Source organism: Bacillus sp. B25(2016b) (genome assembly GCF_001679765.1).
Taxonomy (GTDB): domain Bacteria; phylum Bacillota; class Bacilli; order Bacillales; family Bacillaceae_G; genus Bacillus_A; species Bacillus_A thuringiensis_K.
The window spans coordinates 330561-354514 of the sequence record NZ_CP016285.1 but is presented as its reverse complement, the minus strand read 5'-3'; the positions used below and the strand labels follow the sequence as shown (position 1 = coordinate 354514).

Sequence of the window (23954 nt, the reverse complement as noted above, 5' to 3'; positions counted from 1 at the left end):
TGTGAAAATTCACACCTTTTTCATCCCTTATTAACGGGCAGATTCGTTCAATTCATAATCAAAGGGGGATCCCCCTTTGATTAGAATTGATCTTTCTTCTTATTCACTTTTAAACTCACCAATTAGCTCTTGTAATTCCTGAGAAAGCCAACTTAAAGAAGTCGCTAATTCTGCAATATCTTGTACTGATATTTCTTGCTCTTTCATGCTTTCTTCAACATTACTACTGCTGTTGGCATAAGTATTTGCAATATGCGATAATTCATTTACAACTTGAACAATATTTTGGCTATTTTGTAAAATGTCACTCGAATTACCAGAAACAGCTTTTACTTGATCTGTAACAGATTGCGCTGATTTTGAAATTTTTTCAAAGAAATCTCCACTACTTTGAACAAGTGAAATTCCAGTTTCTACTTCTTTTGAACCTTTTTGCATGGAAACTACAGCATCTTCTGTCTCAGCTTGTGTTTCACCAATTAATTTCGCTATATCTTTTGCAGACGCTTCAGTTTGTTCTGCTAATTTTCGTACTTCATCAGCAACAACCGCAAACCCTCTTCCAGCTGCTCCAGCACGTGAAGCCTCAATAGAAGCATTTAAAGCTAATAGATTTGTTTGATTTGAAATACCTGTAATTACAGTTACGATATCACTAATTTCTTTTGACCTTGTTTCTAACGAATAAATGATGGAAGATAAATCTTGTACTGCATTTTGGATTAAACTCATTTGATTAATAATTTGTCCAATCACTTCATTACCTTCAATTGAATGTTGCTCCATACCTTCAGAAGCAACTGCAACTTGTTTTGCAGCCCCAGTTATCTCTTCTACCTTATCTTCCATTCCATGTACAATTCCTAAACATTGTTGTACTGACGTTTTTTGAGACTGTGCCCCTACTCTTAAACCTTCAATAGAACTTGCAATCTCTTGAACTGCCATGCTATTTTCCTCTGTACTCGCTGACAACTCTTGCGAAGAAGAAGAAACTTGCTCAGCAGTTTGCCTTACTTTATCTATAATCCCTTTAAATTTTTCAATCGTGTTATTGAAATAAACATTAATAATTCCAATATCATCTGGTCTTTCTTTTAATTTAATACTTAAGTCTCCTTCACCAATTTTACGTAACCCTTCTCGTAAATCTTTTAATGGAGCTAGCGAGTGACGCACGATAAAGAATTGAGTAATAGTCGCAATTGCTAATGAAATAATGATAAAGAGTAAGCCCTGTATCATAAACTTCTCTTTTGTAATAGGAACAATGGAAGCATCTAGGTCAGCCGCAATAATTGCAACAATATTGTTTTCTCCATCCGTAATTGGTTCTAATATTGTCACCCACGAACCTATTTCATCTTCATATACTTCTGTCATTTGTGCCTTTTTCGTATCAATCACTTTATCGTATGCCTTCATCCAATGAGCGGGTTGTTCATAATAATCTCCCGTCTTTATAGGGAATGCATTTGTTAACTCTGTAGTCAAACCAACGAGTTTTAATTCTCGCTTTTCATTCGGCTTTGCTCCTGTAACATACGTTTGTCCAACACTTTTCAATTCTTTTGAAACTTCATCTAATTTCTCTGTTAACTTTTCTTTTTTCACTTTTTCGGCTGTAGGATCTTTCGCCATGTCTCTAACTAACTCTAAATCCAATTTTTTTAATACTATTTCTCCTGTTTCAATAGACTGCCTTTCAAATAAAGACATCATACTATTTTGAAACATGTTGAAACTTAACGCACCCATACTTCCAACAAGCGTCAAAATAACTAGTACGGTTAATAAGACGTTCTTTTGAAGGAACGATAACTTATGCCAATATTTTTTCATTAATATCCACCTTCCTTAACTAACATAAACAAAAAAACAAAATATATGAATATTTTGTTTAAAAATGTTTCTCAATATGTTCGAGAATAAAAAAAAGCCAATGTAAAAGCATTGGCAAAGACCAACCCTATCCGTCCGGTAACTGGCTAGCATAGCCTTTCGACCTTAGCTCCTGTAGTTTTGCGTCCTCATGTTTCCATCAGTTTGCCTTTCTCGCTGAACGAGTTGAACGATATGGGAGTTCTATGAGAATTAATTTATTCTCTTTCAAAGATTACAACATATAAATCAAAATGTCTACTTATTTAGAGATATAAATACAAATTTTTAACGCATTGTTTTTTCAAAATAATTTCAAAAAGTACGTGAATGTTACTTTTTTTGTGTTATATAATAAAAAATGTATTAATAACAAGGATTTCTTCGGGTATTTATTTAATTTTCATTCAAATTAAACTATTCGAATATATCTTAACTAATGAATTTCGGAGGTAGTTTATCATGTTTTGGCTACAATTTCTTACCTTGTTACTCTGTATTTTTATTGGTGCACGCCTAGGCGGAGTTGGTTTAGGAGTAATGGGTGGAGTTGGTATGGCAATACTCGTTTTTGTCTTCCACTTACAACCTACCGCGCCTCCTATCGATGTAATGCTTATGATTTTGGCAGTAATTACAGCTGCTGGTGCTTTGCAAGCTGCTGGAGGAATGGACTATCTTGTTCATCTAGCTGAAAAAGCATTACGAAAAAATCCAAAGCGTATTACTTTTTTTGCTCCAATTGTTACTTATTTATTCACACTATGTGCAGGTACTGGTCACGTTGCCTATTCTGTACTTCCTGTTATTGCAGAAGTCTCTCGTGAATCAGGGATTAGACCGGAACGCCCAATGTCGATTGCCGTAATCGCTTCTCAACAAGCAATTACAGCTAGTCCAATTTCAGCTGCCACAGTTGCTCTTTTAGCAATGTTAGCTGACTATAAAATCACTTTATTAGATATTTTAAAAGTGAGTATTCCTTCTACTTTCATTGCTTGTATGTTAGCAGCATTTGTTGCTAGTAAGATGGGAAAAGAATTAAATGAAGACCCTGAATACTTAAAACGATTAAACGAAGGAATGATTCCTAAACTTGAAGAGAAAAAAGAATTTGTAGGTGTAAAGGGCGCCAAATTATCAGTTATCCTTTTCCTTGTAGGAACCTTCCTTGTTGTACTTCTTGGTTCATTTGAAGCACTTCGTCCAGGATGGATAGTTGATGGGAAGTTAGCTCGTCTTTCCATGCCGAACACAATTGAGATGGTTATGTTAACTATCGCGGCCCTTATTATTATTTTCTGTAAACCAAATGTAGAAAGCATTGTATCTGGTAACGTCTTTAAAGCAGGAGCAACAGCAGTTGTTGCTATTTTCGGTATCGCTTGGATGGGAGATACTTTCTTTAACGGAAACTTAAATATGATTCAAGGATCCATTCAGCATTTAGTAACAAGTGCACCATGGCTATTTGCTATCGCATTATTCATTCTATCTATTTTACTGTACAGCCAAGCAGCAACAGTTCGTGCCTTAATGCCACTTGGACTATCTCTTGGTATTCCGCCAGCATTACTGATTGCTATGTTCCCTGCAGTGAACGGATACTTCTTCATTCCAAACTATGGAACAATCGTTGCTGCCATTAACTTCGACCGCACTGGTACAACAGGTATCGGTAAATACGTATTAAATCATAGTTTTATGATTCCGGGCCTAATTGCAACATTTACTTCTATCGGAATTGGAATGCTCTTAATTTCAATTATGTTTTAAAGAAAAAGCACAAACCTTTATTTAAAAAGGTTTGTGCTTTTTTAATCAAATATTTGTTTAAATTTTGGGGCAGTCTATTTCTCCATGTAGCACTTAAAATACTACACGTCCTTCCCTACAAACTTCTCTTTACTTCTTCAGCTAATTTTCTCGTACTTTCATACGCAGATTCAGCTAAGCTAATTGCTGAAATAACTGAAACACCGTCCGCACCCGCTTCTATAACTGCCACTGTATTTTCAATTGTAATCCCACCAATACCAACGATTGGCACTGTAATTCCTTGTTCTCTAAAATAAGCTAATCCTTTCGTTCCTTGAACCGCTTTCGTATCTTTTTTCGTACTCGTTGGGAAAATAGGTCCAACACCTAAATAATCTGCTCCGTTTTCGATTGCAAAGCGTGCTTCTTCAATTGTATGAGCAGATACGCCGATAATTTTATCTCCCATTTTTTCACGAACAGATGTAATTCCTTCATCATCTTGTCCTACATGAACACCATCTGCATCTAATTCAATGGCTAATTCTACATCATCATTTACAATGAAAGGAACACTATATTCCTTACAAAGCGCCTGCAATTCTTTTGCAAAACGCACTCTTTCTTCTCCAATTAAAGCCCCTTCTCCCTTTTCACGAAATTGAAAAAGTGTCACTCCACCATCTAATGCTTCTTTCAATACAGATAAAGGATCCTTCGCGCAATTATTACTTCCCATAATAAAATACACCTGTAATAACTTAGACATTTTCTTTGTTTCAATGCGCATCGTGTGTTTCCTCCCCCTTACTTTAACTCCTCAATCTTCCCATACTTCTCAATATCATCAGAAGTAGTATTCGCTAACTGATTTAAAAATTCAATTTGGAAACTACCAGGTCCTTTTTCTACCGTTTTAGCCGCTGCTAGTTCCGCTGCTACTCCATAAAATGTTAATGCAGCTACTGCTGCTTTTACATAATCTTTTTCTACTGCTACAAATGCTCCTATTACCGAAGTTAGTAAACAACCTGTTCCCGTAACTTTCGTTAAAATAGGGTGACCGTTTCGAATAACAATAGTTCTCTCTCCATCTGTAACAACATCTTCTTTTCCAGTAATAACCGCAACTGTATTTAATTCGTCTGCTGCCTGCCTTGCAATACTTACAACATTGCCATGTCCAGTACCAGCGTCTACCCCTTTAATTTCCCATTTCTCATTAATAACATTTGCTATTTCAGCTGCATTTCCGCGGATAATTGCTAAATCGATTTCAGCCGGAATATGTCTCGCAACTTCTGTTCGATACGAAGTTGCTCCTGCACCAACTGGATCAAATAGTACTGGCACATTGTTCGCATTTGCTGATTTACCTGCGAGTAACATCGCTTCTACTTCTTCAGGACGAAGTGTCCCCATATTTAATACTAACGCTCCAGCAATGCTAGCCATTTCTGCTACTTCTTCTTTTGCATACGCCATTACAGGCGATGCCCCAAGTGCCAACAAACCGTTAGCAGTAAAATTTGTTACAACAACATTTGTAATATTATGAACAAGCGGATTAGATTCTCTCACCAAATCCACTACTTTACTAATTTCTTTCATATTCATCCTTTTCATCTCCTAACTATAATGATGGGAGATACACAAAAAGACACTTCGCGCGTACGCAAAGTGCCTGAACATGTGCTTTTACACTCTCCCTACGCTGGCATTATCCAACAGGTTCAAATGGTCAATGACGGACTAGTCATACTCTCAGTTTGTATCCACAAACTCCCATGTGTTTCTTATTCATCTACTTCAAAGTCTACTCTTATTCTAGTAAAATAACAAGTTCTTTACTTTTCTATTTAATATAGAAGCAACTGATAAAGTGAAACTTTAATCAGTTGGGATTTTGTTCACTCCATTAAAAACAGCTCAAATATGGAGCGAAACTGAATCTCAAGAAGATGTATGCTATATTTAACTTATGGAAATTTGAAAGGATGTTTTTAATATGTCAAAAAGCGTTGTAATCGCTGAAAAACCTTCCGTTGCACGAGATATTGCTCGTGTACTGAAGTGTGATAAAAAAGGAAACGGCTATCTTGAGGGTAGTAAATATATTGTAACTTGGGCTTTAGGCCATCTTGTTACATTAGCTGATCCAGAAAGCTATGATGTGAAATATAAAAAGTGGAATTTAGAAGATTTACCGATGCTACCTGAGCGTTTGAAATTAACGGTTATTAAACAAACTGGTAAACAATTTAATGCTGTAAAAAGTCAGCTACTTAGAAAAGATGTAAATGAAATTATTGTAGCAACAGACGCTGGACGTGAAGGGGAATTAGTCGCACGCTGGATTATCGATAAAGTTAAGATAAATAAACCAATCAAACGTTTATGGATTTCTTCTGTAACCGATAAAGCAATTAAAGATGGTTTTGCAAATTTAAAACCAGGTAAAGCCTATGACAATTTATACGCTTCAGCAGTTGCGCGTTCAGAAGCTGACTGGTATATCGGTCTTAATGCAACTCGTGCTTTAACGACTCGCTTTAATGCCCAGTTAAATTGTGGCCGTGTGCAAACCCCTACTGTTGCTATGATTGCTAGTCGCGAGGATGAAATAAAGAACTTCAAAGCACAAACTTACTACGGCATCGAAGCTCAAACAATGGAGAAGCTCAAACTTACTTGGCAAGATGCAAATGGCAATAGCCGTAGTTTTAATAAAGAAAAAATCGATGGTATTGTAAAAAGTTTAGATAAACAAAATGCTACTGTTGTGGAAATTGATAAGAAACAGAAGAAGTCATTCTCTCCTGGTCTTTACGATTTAACTGAATTGCAACGTGATGCAAATAAAAAGTTCGGTTACTCTGCTAAAGAAACATTAAATATTATGCAAAAATTGTATGAACAGCATAAAGTGCTAACGTACCCTCGTACAGATTCACGCTACATTTCATCTGATATCGTTGGAACACTTCCAGAACGTCTAAAAGCATGTGGTGTTGGAGAATACCGTCCCTTCGCACATAAAGTATTACAAAAGCCTATCAAACCTAACAAATCATTTGTTGATGATAGTAAAGTAAGCGATCATCATGCGATTATTCCAACAGAAGGATACGTTAACTTCTCAGCATTCACAGATAAAGAACGCAAAATTTATGATTTAGTTGTAAAACGTTTCTTAGCTGTTTTATTCCCAGCATTCGAATATGAGCAACTAACATTACGTACCAAAGTTGGTAGTGAAACGTTCATTGCACGCGGAAAAACGATTTTACATGCTGGTTGGAAGGAAGTATACGAAAATCGATTTGAAGACGATGATGTAACTGATGACGTAAAAGAGCAGATTCTACCTCACATTGAAAAGGGCGATACATTAACTGTAAAGTTACTTATGCAAACATCAGGCCAAACGAAAGCACCTGCACGCTTTAATGAAGCAACTTTACTTTCAGCAATGGAGAATCCTACAAAATATATGGATACGCAAAATAAACAACTTGCTGATACGTTAAAATCAACTGGTGGATTAGGTACTGTAGCGACACGTGCAGATATTATCGACAAACTTTTCAATTCTTTCTTAATTGAAAAACGTGGTAAAGATATTCACATTACATCAAAAGGTCGTCAATTACTTGATTTAGTACCAGAAGAATTAAAATCACCTACACTAACTGGTGAATGGGAACAAAAACTTGAGGCAATTGCAAAAGGAAAATTAAAGAAAGAAGTATTCATTTCGGAAATGAAGAACTATACGAAAGAAATTGTTTCTGAAATTAAATCGAGTGATAAAAAATATAAACATGACAATATTTCAACGAAGTCTTGTCCAGATTGCGGTAAACCAATGCTAGAAGTAAACGGCAAAAAGGGAAAAATGCTCGTATGCCAAGATCGTGAATGTGGTCATCGTAAAAATGTATCTCGTACAACAAACGCTCGCTGTCCGCAATGTAAAAAGAAACTAGAATTACGTGGTGAGGGTGCAGGCCAAATTTTCGCATGTAAATGTGGCTATCGCGAGAAATTATCAACATTCCAAGAGCGACGTAAAAAAGAATCTGGAAACAAAGCCGATAAACGCGACGTTCAAAAATATATGAAACAACAGAAAAAAGAAGAAGAACCATTAAATAACCCATTCGCAGAAGCATTAAAAAAATTAAAATTTGATTAAACAAAAAGGTTCCTACCTCTATCGGTAGGAACCTTTTATTTTAGTGAATGATTTTACTTCCTTTTGCATTCTCAACAAATTTTTCACTTGATTTGTTAATTGGTGTTTTCAGTAATAACGCAGCAACGATCATAACTACTACGAAAGCACTTAACACAAGTAAATCTCGCGTTACGATATCCCAAAGCATTCCGCCAACTGTTTCACGAATTGCGCTAATTGCGTATGTGAATGGTAAGAACGGATAAATCGCTTGGAAGAACGCTGGTGTCATTTGGATTGGGAATGTTCCGCCCGATCCTGCTACTTGCAGTACAAGTAAAATGATTGCCATCGATTTCCCAACGTTTCCGAAAATAGAAACGAGTGAGTATACGATACAAACGAAGACTCCACCAATAAATAAACTAAATAACACAAACCAGAACTTATCGACTACGTACGTACCGAGTAAGAATATATCTCCCATCGATACGATAAACGCTTGTGAAAGACCTATCGTTAAGAATGTTAATAAACGTCCGAAGTAAATTTCATGGCTCTTATAATTCGCGCCCTCTTCGTGTACTTCTACCGTTAATAATGAAACCATTAATAATGCGCCTACCCATAATGCAAGCACTGTATAGAATGGTGACATCGCTGAACCGTAGTTCGGCATCGCAAATAATTTATTCTCTTTTAAATTTACTGGATTCGCAAAGTAATCACTTTGCTTTTCAACATCGTTTTTCAATAAGCGTATGATGTCTTTTAAATCCTCTTCAGATTCAAAATCACGAATTTTATCTGCTAATTCTTTAATCTTTTTCTCAGTAGCTGGCATTTCAGCTTTAATATCTGCTAATTTCTTTTTCCCGTCTACTAAGCCTTTTGATGAATCTTCTAGTAATTTTTTAACATCTGGAAGCTTTTTGTCTGCATCATTTAAAATTTGAGTTGTATTTTTCGACATCTCTTTTGTACGAGCAATTGCTGTATTGAAATTAGGTACAATTTCTGAATCATACGTCGATAATACATCTGTTAATTGAGCTGATCCGCCCTTCGCAGCATTGTTAATACTTTCAATTACATCTTTTGTAGGTTTCTGGCCATTGTTAAGAAGTGTAATTCCCTTATTCGTTGCCTCTACACCTTTTTGTAAGCTGCTTTTCGCTTTGTTTAATTTTGCGATTCCATTATTAAGGTTTTTATCACTATTTACATCCGCTAAAACCTTATTTGTACTTTCTAGAACAGGAATCATATCATCAATTAAACCGATTCCAGATTGGAATTGACCATTTAAGCTATTTAAAGCTACTTTCGTTGAATCTAAACCGTTAATACCTCTATTTTGTACATCTTCTTTTGCTTTCTGTAAATCTGCTTTTGCACCCTCAATACCATTTTTTACTTTATCGTAATCTGCTTTTGCATTATCATATACTGCATTTGCATCAACTTTGGCTTGATCGACTGTGCTAACTGCTTTTTTATAATCTGCTACAAACGTTTCATTATAATCTTTTTCAGCTTGATCAATTAATCCATTTGCTGCATCTAATTTTTGATTCGCTACATCTGTTACATCTTTCTTTACTTCTTGTCCTTTGCCAATAACATTTACAATATCTTTAATACCGTTATTTGCATTTTCCATACCTTTTTTAACATTAGTTAAGTGATTCACTCGCCCTTGGAAAAAGCTTTGACCAAAATCAGTAGTCGCCGATTTTTGAAGTTCAGTAAAGAAATTAATAAGATATGAAATACCATCTGTACCAGTTTGTAATCGTTCTGATACCGCATTTAAATCTTTCTTTGCTTGTTCTGGATCAAACTGACCATTTTGCAATCCATTTAAAACACTTTTTCCATAAGCTGTTCCTGCACGTGATGAGCTTAGAACATTATTTACTGTTTGATTAATATTTTGTGCTATCCCTTTATACCCATCACTATTCAACTTAGAAAGATCTGGTCTCGCTGGGAATTCAGGTAATCCATTCATTCCAGACAAATCAGGAATATTTAATTCTACACCTGGATTCATTAAAAAGTCAGTAAATGCAGCTGCACTATCCATAACGCCTTTTGCTGCCACTAAATCATTTCTTATCGTCCCTGGAGCATTTTTTAATGTTTGATCTTGTCTTGCAAAGAACTTATCTAAATTCGCCAACGCTTCCTGCCCATCATTTATTACACTCTCTACAACAGGTAAATCTTTCTGCGCTACTTTCACAACATCTTCTGCTCGAGTTGCATCATCTAATGCCTTATCCATAAGTGTATTCATTTCTGGGAACTGCGCTTCTAACTTAAATACAAGATCTTTTACTTTTTCGATACTTGGTAAATTTGTTTCTAAATCGATTCCAAGATCATTGAAAACTTTAAAAATCTCACCGTTTGCTGTTTTTACAAAGTTTTTACTAATTTCTTCTGTAATGCCTGATGCACCTTTTGCTGTAATCTTCGGTGCAATCGCGTTTACTTTTTCATTCACATAATAATCCAGTTCTGGTTTTTTAGGATTTTCATCCAGAACAGTTGCAATTTTTTCAGAGAAGTCTTTTGGAATCGTAATACTTGCATAATAATCCCCACGCTCAACTCCGTAAATTGCTTGTTTTTCATCTACAAATTTCCAGCCAAGATTTTTGTTTTTCTTAAGGGAGTCTACAATCTCTTTCCCGATATTAATGTCTTTCCCTCTTAAATTAGAACCTGCATCTTGGTTAGAAACTGCAATGGGAACCTCTTTTGTATTTCCATACGGATCCCAAGAAGCTTTAATGTTAAACCATGCATATAACGATGGTAAAATCATTAATCCTAAAACAATAACAATTGCAGCCCAATGTTTGGCTACATTCCGTAAATCTGTCTTATAAATACGCCAAATCTGTTTCATAGAAGTTATCACCTAATTATATATTTTTCCTTCTTTAGAAAATGATACATACATTTTGCAATTATATCACTTTCTACATCGTGTATTAACCAAAAACGTACTATTTTTTCCCATTAACTTTCACTTACTTCATTATATAACGAAGTGAGTGAAAGTATGAATACAAAATGACCAAATCGGTTTTACATTCAATAATAACAAATATATATGAAATGTCATAAAAAATACAAGTATTTTCTCTTGGAAATACTTGTATTCCTAAAAAAAATCCTCACAGCTTTTATTCTCTGTGAGGATTTCTTCTATTATATATCCAATTGAACCTCTACACCGAAATGATCTGAAATTACATTTCTGTTTGTACCATTAAAAATAACTTTTGAAGAATGAACCTTTTTACTTTGGTTACACAATATTAGATCGATTCGCAAACTATGTTTATTTTCATCCCAACCAGCAATCTCGCCTTGGACAGTCGTTCCTTCATCCTTCTCTATTGCTAATTCATATGTGTCATACAACCCTTTTTGCATCATATACTCATAACCTTCGCCTTTCAATCGAGCATTGTTATTAAAATCCCCCATTAAGAAGGCGAGCTTATTGCTATCTACACGCTCCATCAAACGATCGACTTGACCTTTGAATGACTCTTCTTCATCATTCCACCAACCGAGATGGCAAGAGTAAAACGTTATATCCTTACCATTATAAGCAAGTGTTGTACTTACAATTTTACGCGTTTTCCAATACGTTGTATCCTCGTTTTCTGAAATAAAGAACGTATCTTCTTTTATAATATTATGCTTCGTTATAATCGCTAATCCTTCTTCGTACAAGTCATAACCAATATGAGAGAAATCCCAAGTAATATTGTAATCTTTTACATGTAGCGCTTTTAACTCTTCTAATAGTAAAAGTCCAAAATTATCTTTTTTCTTGTTACCGCATACATTTTCAGCTTGTATGGACTGACTTACTTCTTGCAATGCGATGACATCGTACTCTTCTTCTTGAATTACTTTAGCAAGGTATTTTATCTTTTCTATTTGATTCTCTTCTTGCCAAGAATGACAGTTTAAAGTTAGCAATTTCATATTATTACGCACCTAACATATCTTGAATGTCTGACTTTAATACGTCAGCTTTCGGACCATATACCGCTTGTACACCTTTATCTTTTACAATAAGCCCTAAAGCACCATTTTGTTTCCACTGTGCTTCTGGTGCAACAACATCTAAGTCTTTTACTGTTACACGTAAGCGTGTCATACAAGCATCTACGTCAGCAATATTTTCTTTTCCACCTAATAAATCGATAACTTTTGTTGCTAATGAACCGTCTTGTACATTTCCTGTTCCTTCTGATGCCTCATCTTCATTATCAATATAGTTACCTGCACGCCCTGGTGTTGGTAAATTGAATTTTTTAATTAAGAAATTAAATAGTGTAAAGTTAAGACCGAAGAACACTAATGAAACAATAACAAAGTTGATTAAGTCTCTTGTTAAACCTGCATTAACCATCATTGGTGTACGAGTAATTAACTCAATAAATCCAAATGCATGAACACGTAAGTTAATTAAATCAGCTAGCGCGAATGCAAGTCCTGTTGTAATAGCATATACAACATATAATACTGGAGCAATAAACATGAACATGAATTCAATTGGTTCTGTTACACCTGTTAAGAATACTGCTAATGCTGCTGATAAAAACATTGGTTTATATTTTGCACGCTTTTCTTTATCAACGTTACGGAACATCGCAAATGCAATCCCCATTAACGCTGCTGTTGAGCCGATAACTTGTCCAGCTTTGAAACGAGCTGGTACAACGTTATTTAATAAATCGTTATATGCCTTCGTATCTCCATTTGCTAGTAAATTATTTAAATCTGTAATCCATGCAAGCCATAATGGATCTTGTCCTGCTACAACTTGTCCAACTTTTGAACCAGTTAACATCGTATATGTTCCGCCTAGCTCTGTATAGTTCATCGGAATCGTTAACATATGGTGTAAACCAAATGGTAATAATAAACGCTCTAACGTTCCATATACAAACGGTGCAACAACTGGTGCGCTATCTTTTGAAGCTGCAATCCAGCGACCAAATTCATTTAACCCACTTTGGATGAATGGCCATAGAAGTGATAATACAATCGCAGTAACTGTAGACCAAAGAATTACAACGAATGGTACAAATCGTTTTCCATTAAAGAATGCTAATGCCTGTGGCAGTTTATTATAGTTATAATATTTGTTATATAAAGTAGCTCCTAAGAAACCTGTGATGATCCCTACGAACACTCCCATGTTTAATGCAGGTGCACCAAGTACAGAAGTAAAGTAATCTTTTACAATTAAATCTCCCGCTATTACTGAAGAAACTTTCGCTTTTGAATCCGCTAACATTTCAGCGTTTACGCCAAATATAGCTCCTGTAATTCGGTTTGTTAAGACGAATGCTAATAGCGCTGCAAATGCACCACCCGCGCGATCTTTCGCCCAAGATCCCCCAATTGCTACTGCGAATAAGATGTGTAGATTTGTAATGATTGCCCAACCGATGTCTTCCATTACGCGAGCGATTGTATGAACTGCGTTAACATCCCCAGCAGACATACCAATTAACTTACCGATGGAAATCATTAAACCAGCTGCTGGCATTACGGCTACAACAACTAATAAAGCTTTCCCGAACTTTTGCCAAAAATCAAAAGACGTAATTTTCATCTGTTCTTCCTCCCCTTTATTTATAACAACATAATGATTTAAATTATAATTTCTGTCCCTTTTATGAAAACGATTCCTCATATCATTTTTCTTTTTACGCAACCGTTTTCATAAATCTATTTTAATAAAAGCGTTTTCACTTTGCAATAGAAATTTATTTTTTTTCATAAAAAAAGATGCTCAAAGAGCATCCTTTTTTATTATGAAATGCGATAAACCCTTGTTTCATAAGGTTTTAAAGCAATTGTTGTTACTTCTTCATGTTCCGCAACTTCATAGTTATTTAAAAGCAAACGTTTGCGTTCTAGTGCAAATGAACCCTCATTATACACAGCTTCCTCTTTTGAGATATTACTAATTACAATGACTTTTTCATCCTGTAACGTACGTGTATATGCATAAATTTGTGGATCGTCTTCTAAAAGTAAATCGTACGTACCATAGTTCAGTACATCGTGCTCTTTTTTCAGGGCAATCATTTTCTTATAGAAATTGAAAATAGACTTTTCTTCATTTTTTTGCTTCTCAACATTAATTTCTTTGTAATTTGGATTCATGCTAAACCAAGGTGTACTTGTTGTGAAACCAGCATTCATCTCATCATTCCACTGCATAGGTGTACGTGAATTATCGCGGCAAGAAGCCCATATAATCTCCATCATATCTTGATGTGGTACGCCCTCTGCAATTTTCTCGCGATATAAATTTTTAATTGCTACATCATCGTAATCTTCAATATTTGGTAACTGAACATTTGTCATACCAATTTCTTGTCCTTGATAAATAAACGGTGTACCGTGCATAAAGAAATACATCGCTCCTAGAGCTGTTGCACTTTCACGCCAATATTGTTTATCATCTCCCCATGTTGAAACGATACGTGGTTTATCGTGATTCTCAATATATAAAGCGTTCCATCCTTTATTTTCTAATCCTTTTTGCCATTTCGTTAATACTTTTTTCAATCCTACAACATCAAGGTCTTTCTTCTTCTCTGCATCCCATAAACTTAAATGTTCAAACTGGAATACCATATTGAACTTACCTTGCTCTTCTCCAACCCAAAGCTCAGCATCTTCAATCTTAACGCCATTTGCTTCACCAACAGTCATAATATCGTACTTAGAGAATGTATTTTCTTTTAGCTCTTCTAATAAAGGTTGAATACCTTTTACATTCATATGTTTATCAAAAGATGGCACATATTTTAACTCTTTTGGATTTGGCATATCCTTGAGACCTTCTTCTTTTTTAATATGACTAATCGCATCAACGCGGAAACCATCAATACCTTTATCAAGCCACCAATTAACTGTATCGTATAATACTTCGCGAACTTCTTTATTCTCCCAGTTTAAATCTGGTTGTTTACACGAGAATAAGTGTAAATAATATTGTCCTGTTACTTCATCATATTCCCATGCCGAACCATTAAAAATACTTTCCCAGTTGTTTGGTTCCGCACCATCTTTACCATCATGCCAAATATACCAATCACGCTTCGGATTGTCTTTAGATGAACGAGACTCAATAAACCATGGATGTTCATCACTTGTATGATTAATAACTAAATCAATAATAAGCTTCATATCACGCTTATGAACTTCATCTAGTAAAGCATCAAAGTCTTCCATCGTACCAAACTCATCCATGATATCTTGATAATCACTAATGTCATAACCATTATCATCATTAGGTGACTTATACATTGGGCAAATCCAAATTACATCTATACCTAAATCTTTTAAATAATCCAGTTTCGCAATAATACCTTGTAAATCTCCAATACCATCTCCATTTGAATCCATAAAGCTACGTGGATAAATTTGATAAGCAACTGCTTCTTTCCACCATGTCTTATTCATAGTCCTTCTCTCCTTTTGCATCCCATCGGAATTTTATGCAAACGTTTTCGTAACACTATCATAACAAAATATGAACAGTTTGCAACTGTTTTCATTGAACTCTATGTAGATTCTTTATTCTTATGCTTTATTTATTTCTCACAAGAGCAAATCTCATTCCTCATCAGCTCTTGTCCACGCACGCGAACGTCGTATACCATTTCGATTAAGAAGCGGACATCATAGTTACGATAATTTTTCTCTTTTGTATCCCTCCTTTTCATATGTAAAAAGGTATACAATAAAAAACCATCCAATATGCCGTTACCTCGCAGCATGTTGGATGATTCAAATTGATTTTCTATATCGTTTCAAATTCTTGCTCCTACTCATAAACTTTTACTTATAGATTAATTGTATTTCGTATCATTTTCATGCAATGAATGTAATTTAATATTTGGAAATTTATCTTTTTCAATACCGCTATTATAAGAAACAGGAACTTGAAATTCGAATTGCTTTGTCTCGTGTTTTTGCAAATAGACTGGTTTCGGTACCGGATAACTTTTTGAATTTTCGTTTGCATTATCATATAAAACAACTTTTAATGCTTGTGAATGACTACGATAATTTTTTAAAGTAACGATGCACTTTCGTTCGATATCCTCTCCATTTTTCTCCACTCTACACTGGCTATCATCTTTTTTATATTCTATGGCTTCTACACCTGTTTTTCCTGCGTAGTACCATGTTTTATTCAATGTCTGGAGGATGTTATTTAAAATAAACGGCATCATTAAAATCAAAATACTAGTACCTACTACTTTTATCTTATTCATTTTTCTAAATGTACTAGACTCCTTTTTTCCTAGCCATTTTAAAAATAATATAAATGCAATTACATGTAGTATGAAAGAAACAATCAATATATTTGAGACTTTATAATCCATATAAACATACGTATGTATCGGAACCCTATAGACGTTGAATAGTTTTTCCCCAATTAATTCATTATCATTTGGAATTTTTAATAATAATAAAACCCCTATACTGTAACAAATAGCTACTAATCGATCATACTCAATGCGAATCATTCCTTCTCCCCTTTACTTTGTTTTTTATTATCGATTTTAGCTATTATTACCATACTATACAATCTTTTTATAGCGGATAACGTAAAAAAGTCCCTTATAAATATATAAAGAACCTTATTAATATACCGTATGAATTAAAAATCAATATACAATTTTCACATAGAGATTTCTTCAAAATATGTTGGATCATGTATTGTAATTTTTTTATCTAAAATTGTAACAATGCTATCATTTTTTAATTGTTTTAATACACCGCTAACTGTCTCTCGAGATGTTCCAGATATTTTGGATATTTCAATTGTTGTAAGTGGACATGAAATTACAATCTTTTCCCCACTCTGTTCTCCTAAATCCTGCATTAAATAATTTAACGTTTGGATAACACGATCTTGTGCATTAGGAATTGTAATATTTTGCACTCGATTTTCGTTCAATTTTAATATAGATGATAATTGCTGAACAACGTACATCAATTGCGTTCTGCTGGATTTTACCATATCTTCAAAGATTACCGTTGGAATATAATATACCTCCACATCCGTCATTGCTTCTGCTGTATAGTTATATCCTCTGTCTGTAAACATACCACCATAAGGAAAAATAGAATACCGCTTTACATAGTCATCGTATAATAAGTTCCCATTTTGATTAACCCGCTCTAACTTTACAAAACCATCTAACATGAAGTAAATTCTTTCCCTTGAATCCCCTTCTAAAAATAAAAATTGACCTTTTTTATAAGTTCGCCAATAAACAAACTCTGTTAACCCTTTCAATTTTTTTTCTGTTAAATGAGCAAATAATTCGAACTGCTTTAAGTCTTTCACTACGTTCCGTCTATTCATAAAATTCCCTCTCTCTTGCTGTATGTTGGAGCGAAAAATCAAGAAAGCGTATTCAATTTGGATTTTATCATAATTAACTTATATATTCAGATTTCATCATGAAAACTTTATGAACAATGAGCACAAAAAATATTAATAAATAAAAAGAATGAAGTTACTAACTCCATTCTTTTTTACTACTAAGTAGCGTACATAATAATTTAAACATACATGCATACATTCTGTTTTGAAATAATAGTACCAGCTTTTTCTTCTAGTGCTTCATATACTTTTTCTAAAGACGTAATAATCGTTTTTCTTTTTGGATTTGTATTAACAAAATTAATAGCAGCTTCAATTTTTGGAAGCATGCTTCCCGCAGCAAATTGTTGTTCTTCAATATATTCTTCTAATTGATTCACTGTGACATGCTCTAATTTTTTTTGATTCGGTTGATTATAATTTACATACACATGATCAACTGCAGTTAAAATAACGAGCGTATCAGCATCTACTAATTCTGCTAATTTCTGCGCAGCGAAATCTTTATCGATAACCGCTTCAGTTCCTTCTAACCCTTCTTCGGAATCAATTACTGGAATTCCACCTCCGCCAACAGCTATCACTATGTTTCCATCTTCGACCAAAGAATTAATAACTTTATGTTCATGAATACTTACAGGCTTCGGTGATGGAACAACACGTCTCCATCCTCTACCAGCATCTTCTTTAAACACTGCTTTTGTTTCATCCATTAATCTTCTGGCCTCTTCTTCTGTATAAAAAGGACCAATTGGTTTAGTTGGATTTTTAAATGCCTCATCTTTTTTATCCACAACAACGCGTGTTATAACCGTTGCTACGTCTTTATTTATATTCCGCTTTTTCAATGCCTTTTCAATCGCATTTTCCATCCAATATCCAATCATCCCTTGGCTCATTGCCCCACAAGTATCTAATGGCATTGCAGGTGTCTTTTCCGTTTCTGCAGCTTTTTGCTGTAATAAAATATTTCCCACTTGTGGGCCATTTCCATGCGCAATTACTATATCCACATCATTTTCCATTATTTTCACAAGTTGTTCCGCCGTTTTTTCCAACGCTTCTTGCTGCGCTCCCGCAGTAGCTTCTCCAGACTGTATCGCATTTCCCCCTAGTGCAACTACAATTTTTCTTCGTACCATATTCCAGCCCTCCAGTTGATTTCGCTTTCACAGCGCTTTATAAAGTAATACTGCCTGTAATTAATCCATAAATCGCAAAGAATGCTAAGGCACCAATTGCTACGGATGATGCTAATTCCACTCGAGTAAATATTTGCTTCGAACTCTTTTGCTTTTGAACATTGTAAAAAATAAAAATACCTGGCGCATATAAAGTCATTGTTAATAATAAATACTCTAAACCGGCTGCATAAACTAACCACACGCCATAAATACTTGCTATCAAGCCAATTATTATATTTTTATTTCGATCTGCTTCTTCAGACTTTAAGCTATGCTTCAGTTGATAAAATGCTGAAAAAGCATATGGGATTAAAATAGCTGAAGATGCTAAAGAGAATGCAAAGTTATACGCCTGATCAGAAACGACGAATGTTAACAAGAATATTTGTATTAAACCATTTGTTATCCATAATGAATTTACTGGAGCCTTATTTTTATTTTCTTTTGCGAACCATTTTGGAAATACTCCATCTTTAGCCGCTAAATATGGAATTTCAGAAGCGAGCAAAGTCCAACCTAACCAAGCACCTAATACAGAGATGACCAAACCTAAATTAATAAAGATAGCACCCCATTTTCCAACAACACTTTCAAATAAATAAGCCATAGCCGGATTTTTCAAACCTGCAATATCTGCTTGCTGCATAAGTCCAAGAGACAATAATGTGATTAAAATGTAAATGATGAGTGTACCAATTAAGCCAATAACGGTTGCTTTCCCTACATCACTTCTATTTTTTGCTCGACTGGATAAAACAACAGCCCCTTCTACCCCAATAAATACCCATAAAGTTACAAGCATTGTACTTTTAACTTGGCTGCCAACTGCTCCCCATGAAAAAGAAGCAGTTTGCCCCCAAAATCCATCTAAGAACGTATCAATATGAAACGCGAAGATTCCTATGACAATAAATACAAATACAGGTACTAATTTTGCGATTGTAGTTACTAAATTCACAAGGGCTGCTGATTGAACTCCACGTAAAATTAACATGTGAACACACCATAATAATACGCTTGCACCAATAATAGACGCTACATTTTGCCCGCCTTCAAAAATCGGGAAGAAATATCCTAATGAAGAGAACAATAATGTACCGTAAGCTACATTCCCAAGCCAAGCAGATAGCCAGTATCCCCACGCACTATTAAATCCCATAAAATTACCAAACCCTGCTTTTGCATAGCTAAAAATACCACCATCTAAATCTGGTCGTTTTACAGTGAGATTTTGAAAAGATAATCCGAGTGCAATCATTCCAATTCCTGTTATAACCCAACCAATAATAATGGGTCCCGCACCAGCACCTTTTGCCATATCACTTGCTAAATTAAATGCTCCACCACCAATCATAGACCCAACTACAAGAGCCGTTAGTGTAAACAACCCTAATTTCTTATCTTCACCCATTCCACTCACCTCTCTTTAATTGCAATAACAATACAAAAGCAATAGTGAATGATAGTGTCTAAAGGAGGAGAAAGAAGAAAGGAAAACTCCCTTTCTTCTTTACTCCATGTTTCCTAAAGTAGCTGCCATAACCGCTTTAATTGTATGCATTCTATTTTCAGCTTGATCAAATACTTTTGAATGTTTACTGCGGAATACTTCGTCAGTTACCTCCATTTCTTTCAACCCATATTTCTCATAAACTTCTTCGCCATACATCGTTTCAACATCATGAAATGCAGGTAAACAATGTAAGAAAATCACGTTTTCATTCCCTGTTTCTTTAATCATTTTCATATTTACTTGATAAGGTTTCAATAACTCCACACGTTCAGCAAATTTTTCTTCTTCCCCCATAGACACCCATACATCTGTATAAATTACATCTGCATTCGCAACAGCTTCTTCCACATTACTTGTTATCATTACCTGTTCGTTATATTTTTTTGCTAAATCAATTACTTCTTGTGCAGGCCATAAAGATTCCGGTGTACAAATACGTACATCCATTCCAATGATTGCTCCACCAACTAGTAAACTATTAGCAACATTATTTCGTCCATCTCCAACATAAACGAGCTTCACATTTTTTAATTTTCCTATATGTTCTCTAATTGTTAATAAATCTGCTAGTGTTTGTGTTGGATGCCACATGTCTGTTAATCCATTCCAAACCGGCACACCAGAATTTTGTGCTAAAGATTCTACAGTTTCATGACTAAATCCACGAAACTCAATTCCGTCAAACATACGCCCTAACACTTTTGCTGTATCCTCTACAGATTCTTTTTTCCCAAGTTGAATATCACCTTTCCCTAAATATTCAGGATTTGCCCCTAAATCTGTACATGCTACTGTAAATGCACAACGCGTACGAGTAGAAGTTTTTTCAAATAAGAGCGCTACATTTTTACCTTCTAAATAATGATGCGGGATACCATTTTTCTTTTTCTCTTTTAATTCTGCTGCCAAATCTAGAAAATATAACAATTCTTCTTGTGTAAAATCTTTTTCTGCTAGAAAGCTTCTTCCTTTTAAATTTGGTCTAGTCATTAACATACTTCATCCCTACTTTCTCCGTTATTTATACTAAATATCTTTACGAACAATTGGCATACTCATGCAACGTGGACCCCCACGACCACGAGATAATTCCGAACTTAGCACCTCAATCACTTCTATACCATGTTCACGTAATAACGTATTGGATACATAGTTGCGATCATATGTAACAACTACACCTGGCGCGATTGCTAATGTGTTCGAGCCATCATTCCATTGTTCACGAGCAGAAGCAATTACATCTCCTCCTCCACATGGAATAAGAACTAATTCACTTAAGCCTAATATCTCTTTTAATGCTTCCATTAAAGAAGTACGATGTGTAATTTTAAGAGTTTCCTCATCTGATCCTTTTTCTAAAATATAAATATTCATATTCCCTTTTGGCCCTTGAATGGCTGGGTGAATTGTAAACTTGTCATAATCAACCATTGTAAATACTGTATCTAGATGCATAAATGCTCGGCATTTTGGAATTTCTATTGCTAACACTTTCTTAATTTTATTTTGTCGGCTAAAGAGATTTTTAGCTAAACGTTCAATTGCTTTAGCTGAAGTACGAGCAGATACTCCAATCGCAATTGTTTCTTCATTTAAAATTAGCTCGTCGCCACCTTCAATTGGAAATTTATAATCACGATCTAACCAGATTGGTACAGTATGTTTTGCGAATCTTGGATGATATTTAATGATGTACTCCATGAACAATGATTCACGTCTACGCGCTGGTTCTCTCATCTTATTTATCGTTAAGCCATCGCCCACGCTAGCTGCTGGATCACGAGTAAAATATAAATTAGGCATTGGATCTAAGTAAAACGGATAGTGATCTTCCATTAATTCATATAAATGTGTCTTCTTACTTGTTTCAATTTCGTTTTTCCGTACACCGCCCATAATTTTTTGAATTAATTCTTCATTTGAAAAGGAAAGTAAATATTCTTTTAAAGTTTGATGTGCAACATTTACGTCGGCCTGTCCTTCTTTTAAAATACGATCAACAAATTCTTCTCGAAGTTTTTTATCTACTAACGCCTCAGCGGCTAGTTTTTCTAAATAAAGAACTTCAACACCCCGATTGCGTAACGTTTGTGCAAAATAATCATGCTCTTTTTGAATAATTGGTAAGTATGGAATATCGTCAAATAATAATTGCTGCAAATAATCTGGCGTCAAGTTTTCCACTTCTTTACCCGGTCGTTTTAATAAAACCGTTTGTAATTCCCCAATTTCTGAAGTAACATGTATCGGATGTTTCATTTGTTGTACCTCCTTTTAAATATGTTTGATGTCTTACAAGTACATAATAAATGCTCTGCACTTTCATCTTTGTGAAAGCATCCACATTATCATTGTGAAATATTAAACAAGTTATTTTTTTAAAATCATACGAATATGTATTTTTATAACAAACTATCTCGCTTTCTCAATAAAAAATACATATATTATGCATATATGTTGAATATTTAACTTCCGTATTTAAACAAAAATCCTGTTTTTAATTTTATTAAAAACAGGATTTTTGTATCTAAATAATTAAATTTAATCTTTCTTCTATAATCTCCCTATCTGATTTCGACTGTGAAATTATAAGGCATGTATCATTTCCACATATACATCCTATTTTTTCTTTCCAATCTAACTCATCAAATAAAACACCAATAACATGTGCATTACCAGGTAATGTTTTAATAACCATTAATTGATTTACACAATCAATTTTTACAACAACTTCTCGTAATTTTTTCTTCAACTTTATATCAGTTTGTAAATGCTCTTCTGAGAAAACTTTATATATCATTAATCCTTCTTGAGAAGGTACCTTCGTTAAGTTTAACTCACGAATATCGCGAGAAACCGTAGCTTGTGTTACTAATACACCTTTTTTTGCTAACAATTCTACTAATCTTTCTTGCTTATCTATTTCATACTCCTTTACAAATTGTTTAATTAACCGTTGTCTTTTTTCTTTTTTCATAAAAGACACCCCTTTTAATATTATAGCTCGCTATAATTTTCATCCGAAAGGGACAGAAAAGAATGTTGCGGAAACGTTCATAGTTTAACTGTAAATATTAAATCAAGCTAAATAAAAAAGAGAAGAACAGCATTCTGTTCTTCCTTTTACATTGAAAATCGTTCAATTGTTTGTTTCAAATCAGTTGCTTGCTTCTCTAAATCCTTTAATAATTGATCGATTACTATCATATTTTTAGACTGTTGTAGCGTCACACGCGCCACTTCTTGCGAACCAGCTGACGTTTCTTCAGCAATTGCTGCTACAGCTTTTGTTTGTGCTCCTGTTTGATGAATGTGGCTCACTTGTTCATTCATATAACTACTAATTTGCTGAGTTGCATCGGCTACTTCCATAACACTTGATGACATTTCTTTTAAAATTAATTCCGTAGCTTCCCCACGTTTCGCCTCTTCTTTAGCTATTTTCACTTGTTCTGTCATTTTCATTGCAACTTGTTGTACTTCATCTTGCATATTCCGTAATAACTGCGATATGTTTCTTGCAGAATGATCACTTTCATCAGCAAGTTTACGTACTTCTTCCGCAACAACCGCAAAACCTCTTCCATGCTCTCCTGCGCGAGCTGCCTCAATAGAAGCATTTAGTGCTAATAAATTCGTTTGGCTAGCAATCGCACTCACAACAGACACAATATGTTCTACTTGTTTCATTCGTTCTTCTAACTTCTGTACATTTTGCATTGAATCTTCATTTTCTTTTGCCAATGTTTGAATACCTTGAATTAAAGACGTAAAAACACGAGTACTATGCCCTAAAGCTTCAACCATTTCTGAAGACAATGTATCAGACTGCTTCGCTTTTTCTTCTACTTCACTTGCAATAGACGTCGTTGTATCAACAGCAGAAACAATTGCTTGAATTGATGCCGCTGATTGCTCAGCGCCTGAAGAAATCTCTGCAAGTGTCTCAGATACACCTTGCGCTTGTCTCGTTGC

The 23954-nt window shown here is 34.7% G+C and carries 16 protein-coding genes, 1 pseudogene and 2 riboswitches; of the genes and pseudogenes, 2 read left to right on the top strand and 15 right to left on the bottom strand.

All coding sequences use genetic code 11. The features are described 5' to 3' along the window. Positions 1-99 precede the first annotated feature (99 nt). A complete protein-coding gene (locus BAQ53_RS01915; protein WP_000761074.1) occupies positions 100-1842 on the bottom strand; it encodes a methyl-accepting chemotaxis protein in 1743 nt (580 codons plus the stop codon). A 134-nt stretch (positions 1843-1976) separates the two neighbouring features. Then, a riboswitch (cyclic di-GMP riboswitch) is annotated at positions 1977-2061 on the bottom strand. Positions 2062-2343: 282 nt separating this feature from the next. Between BAQ53_RS01915 and BAQ53_RS01910 the strand changes: the two genes are divergently transcribed. Then, on the top strand, positions 2344-3657 hold the full coding sequence (locus tag BAQ53_RS01910; protein WP_000498707.1) for an anaerobic C4-dicarboxylate transporter family protein: 1314 nt from the start codon (positions 2344-2346) through the stop codon (positions 3655-3657). A gap of 115 nt (positions 3658-3772) precedes the next feature. Here BAQ53_RS01910 and thiE read toward each other — a convergent pair whose 3' ends face one another. Further along, complete coding sequence (thiE, locus tag BAQ53_RS01905) at positions 3773-4429, bottom strand: thiamine phosphate synthase (RefSeq protein ID WP_001217745.1); 657 nt, start codon at positions 4427-4429, stop codon at positions 3773-3775. 17 nt (positions 4430-4446) lie between these two features. Beyond that, positions 4447-5256 (bottom strand): hydroxyethylthiazole kinase, encoded by an 810-nt coding sequence (gene thiM / locus BAQ53_RS01900; protein WP_001056091.1) that lies wholly within the window; start codon positions 5254-5256, stop codon positions 4447-4449. Between the two features lie 72 nt (positions 5257-5328). Beyond that, positions 5329-5438, bottom strand: a riboswitch (TPP riboswitch). 209 nt (positions 5439-5647) lie between these two features. On the opposite strand from thiM, the gene topB reads away from it, so the two are divergent. Beyond that, positions 5648-7837: a DNA topoisomerase III gene (gene topB, locus BAQ53_RS01895; RefSeq protein WP_000047287.1), complete on the top strand. Its 2190-nt coding sequence runs from the start codon at positions 5648-5650 to the stop codon at positions 7835-7837. Between the two features lie 40 nt (positions 7838-7877). Here topB and BAQ53_RS01890 read toward each other — a convergent pair whose 3' ends face one another. From BAQ53_RS01890 to BAQ53_RS26520, 12 genes and pseudogenes are all read right to left on the bottom strand, one after another. Beyond that, entirely contained in the window at positions 7878-10739 is a 2862-nt protein-coding gene (locus BAQ53_RS01890; RefSeq protein WP_000810096.1) for a YhgE/Pip domain-containing protein, read from the bottom strand. Positions 10740-11044: 305 nt separating this feature from the next. Then, positions 11045-11836 (bottom strand): endonuclease/exonuclease/phosphatase family protein, encoded by a 792-nt coding sequence (locus BAQ53_RS01885; protein ID WP_000771976.1) that lies wholly within the window; start codon positions 11834-11836, stop codon positions 11045-11047. Positions 11837-11840: 4 nt separating this feature from the next. Continuing rightward, positions 11841-13478 carry a PTS transporter subunit IIBC gene (locus tag BAQ53_RS01880; RefSeq protein ID WP_000705560.1) on the bottom strand — a complete coding sequence of 546 codons (1638 nt, stop codon included), beginning with the start codon at positions 13476-13478 and terminating at the stop codon, positions 11841-11843. Positions 13479-13678: 200 nt separating this feature from the next. After that, positions 13679-15343, bottom strand: coding sequence for a glycoside hydrolase family 13 protein (locus tag BAQ53_RS01875; RefSeq protein ID WP_208906448.1), 1665 nt, complete (start codon positions 15341-15343; stop codon positions 13679-13681). Positions 15344-15732: 389 nt separating this feature from the next. Next, positions 15733-16416, bottom strand: coding sequence for a hypothetical protein (locus BAQ53_RS01870; RefSeq protein WP_000619197.1), 684 nt, complete (start codon positions 16414-16416; stop codon positions 15733-15735). A gap of 155 nt (positions 16417-16571) precedes the next feature. Beyond that, positions 16572-17261, bottom strand: a complete 690-nt coding sequence (locus tag BAQ53_RS01865; RefSeq protein ID WP_001081904.1) for a Crp/Fnr family transcriptional regulator — start codon at positions 17259-17261, stop codon at positions 16572-16574. 200 nt (positions 17262-17461) lie between these two features. Continuing rightward, complete coding sequence (gene arcC, locus BAQ53_RS01860; protein WP_000252337.1) at positions 17462-18424, bottom strand: carbamate kinase; 963 nt, start codon at positions 18422-18424, stop codon at positions 17462-17464. A gap of 37 nt (positions 18425-18461) precedes the next feature. Further along, on the bottom strand, positions 18462-19877 hold the full coding sequence (arcD, locus tag BAQ53_RS01855; protein ID WP_208906447.1) for an arginine-ornithine antiporter: 1416 nt from the start codon (positions 19875-19877) through the stop codon (positions 18462-18464). A gap of 99 nt (positions 19878-19976) precedes the next feature. Beyond that, entirely contained in the window at positions 19977-20975 is a 999-nt protein-coding gene (gene argF, locus BAQ53_RS01850) for an ornithine carbamoyltransferase (protein WP_000930301.1), read from the bottom strand. Positions 20976-21005: 30 nt separating this feature from the next. Then, positions 21006-22238, bottom strand: coding sequence for an arginine deiminase (arcA, locus tag BAQ53_RS01845; RefSeq protein WP_000682333.1), 1233 nt, complete (start codon positions 22236-22238; stop codon positions 21006-21008). A 268-nt stretch (positions 22239-22506) separates the two neighbouring features. Continuing rightward, entirely contained in the window at positions 22507-22956 is a 450-nt protein-coding gene (argR, locus tag BAQ53_RS01840) for an arginine repressor (protein WP_000711830.1), read from the bottom strand. 146 nt (positions 22957-23102) lie between these two features. Next, positions 23103-23675: pseudogene (locus BAQ53_RS26520) on the bottom strand (methyl-accepting chemotaxis protein); the annotation flags it as partial. Positions 23676-23954: the final 279 nt, after the last annotated feature.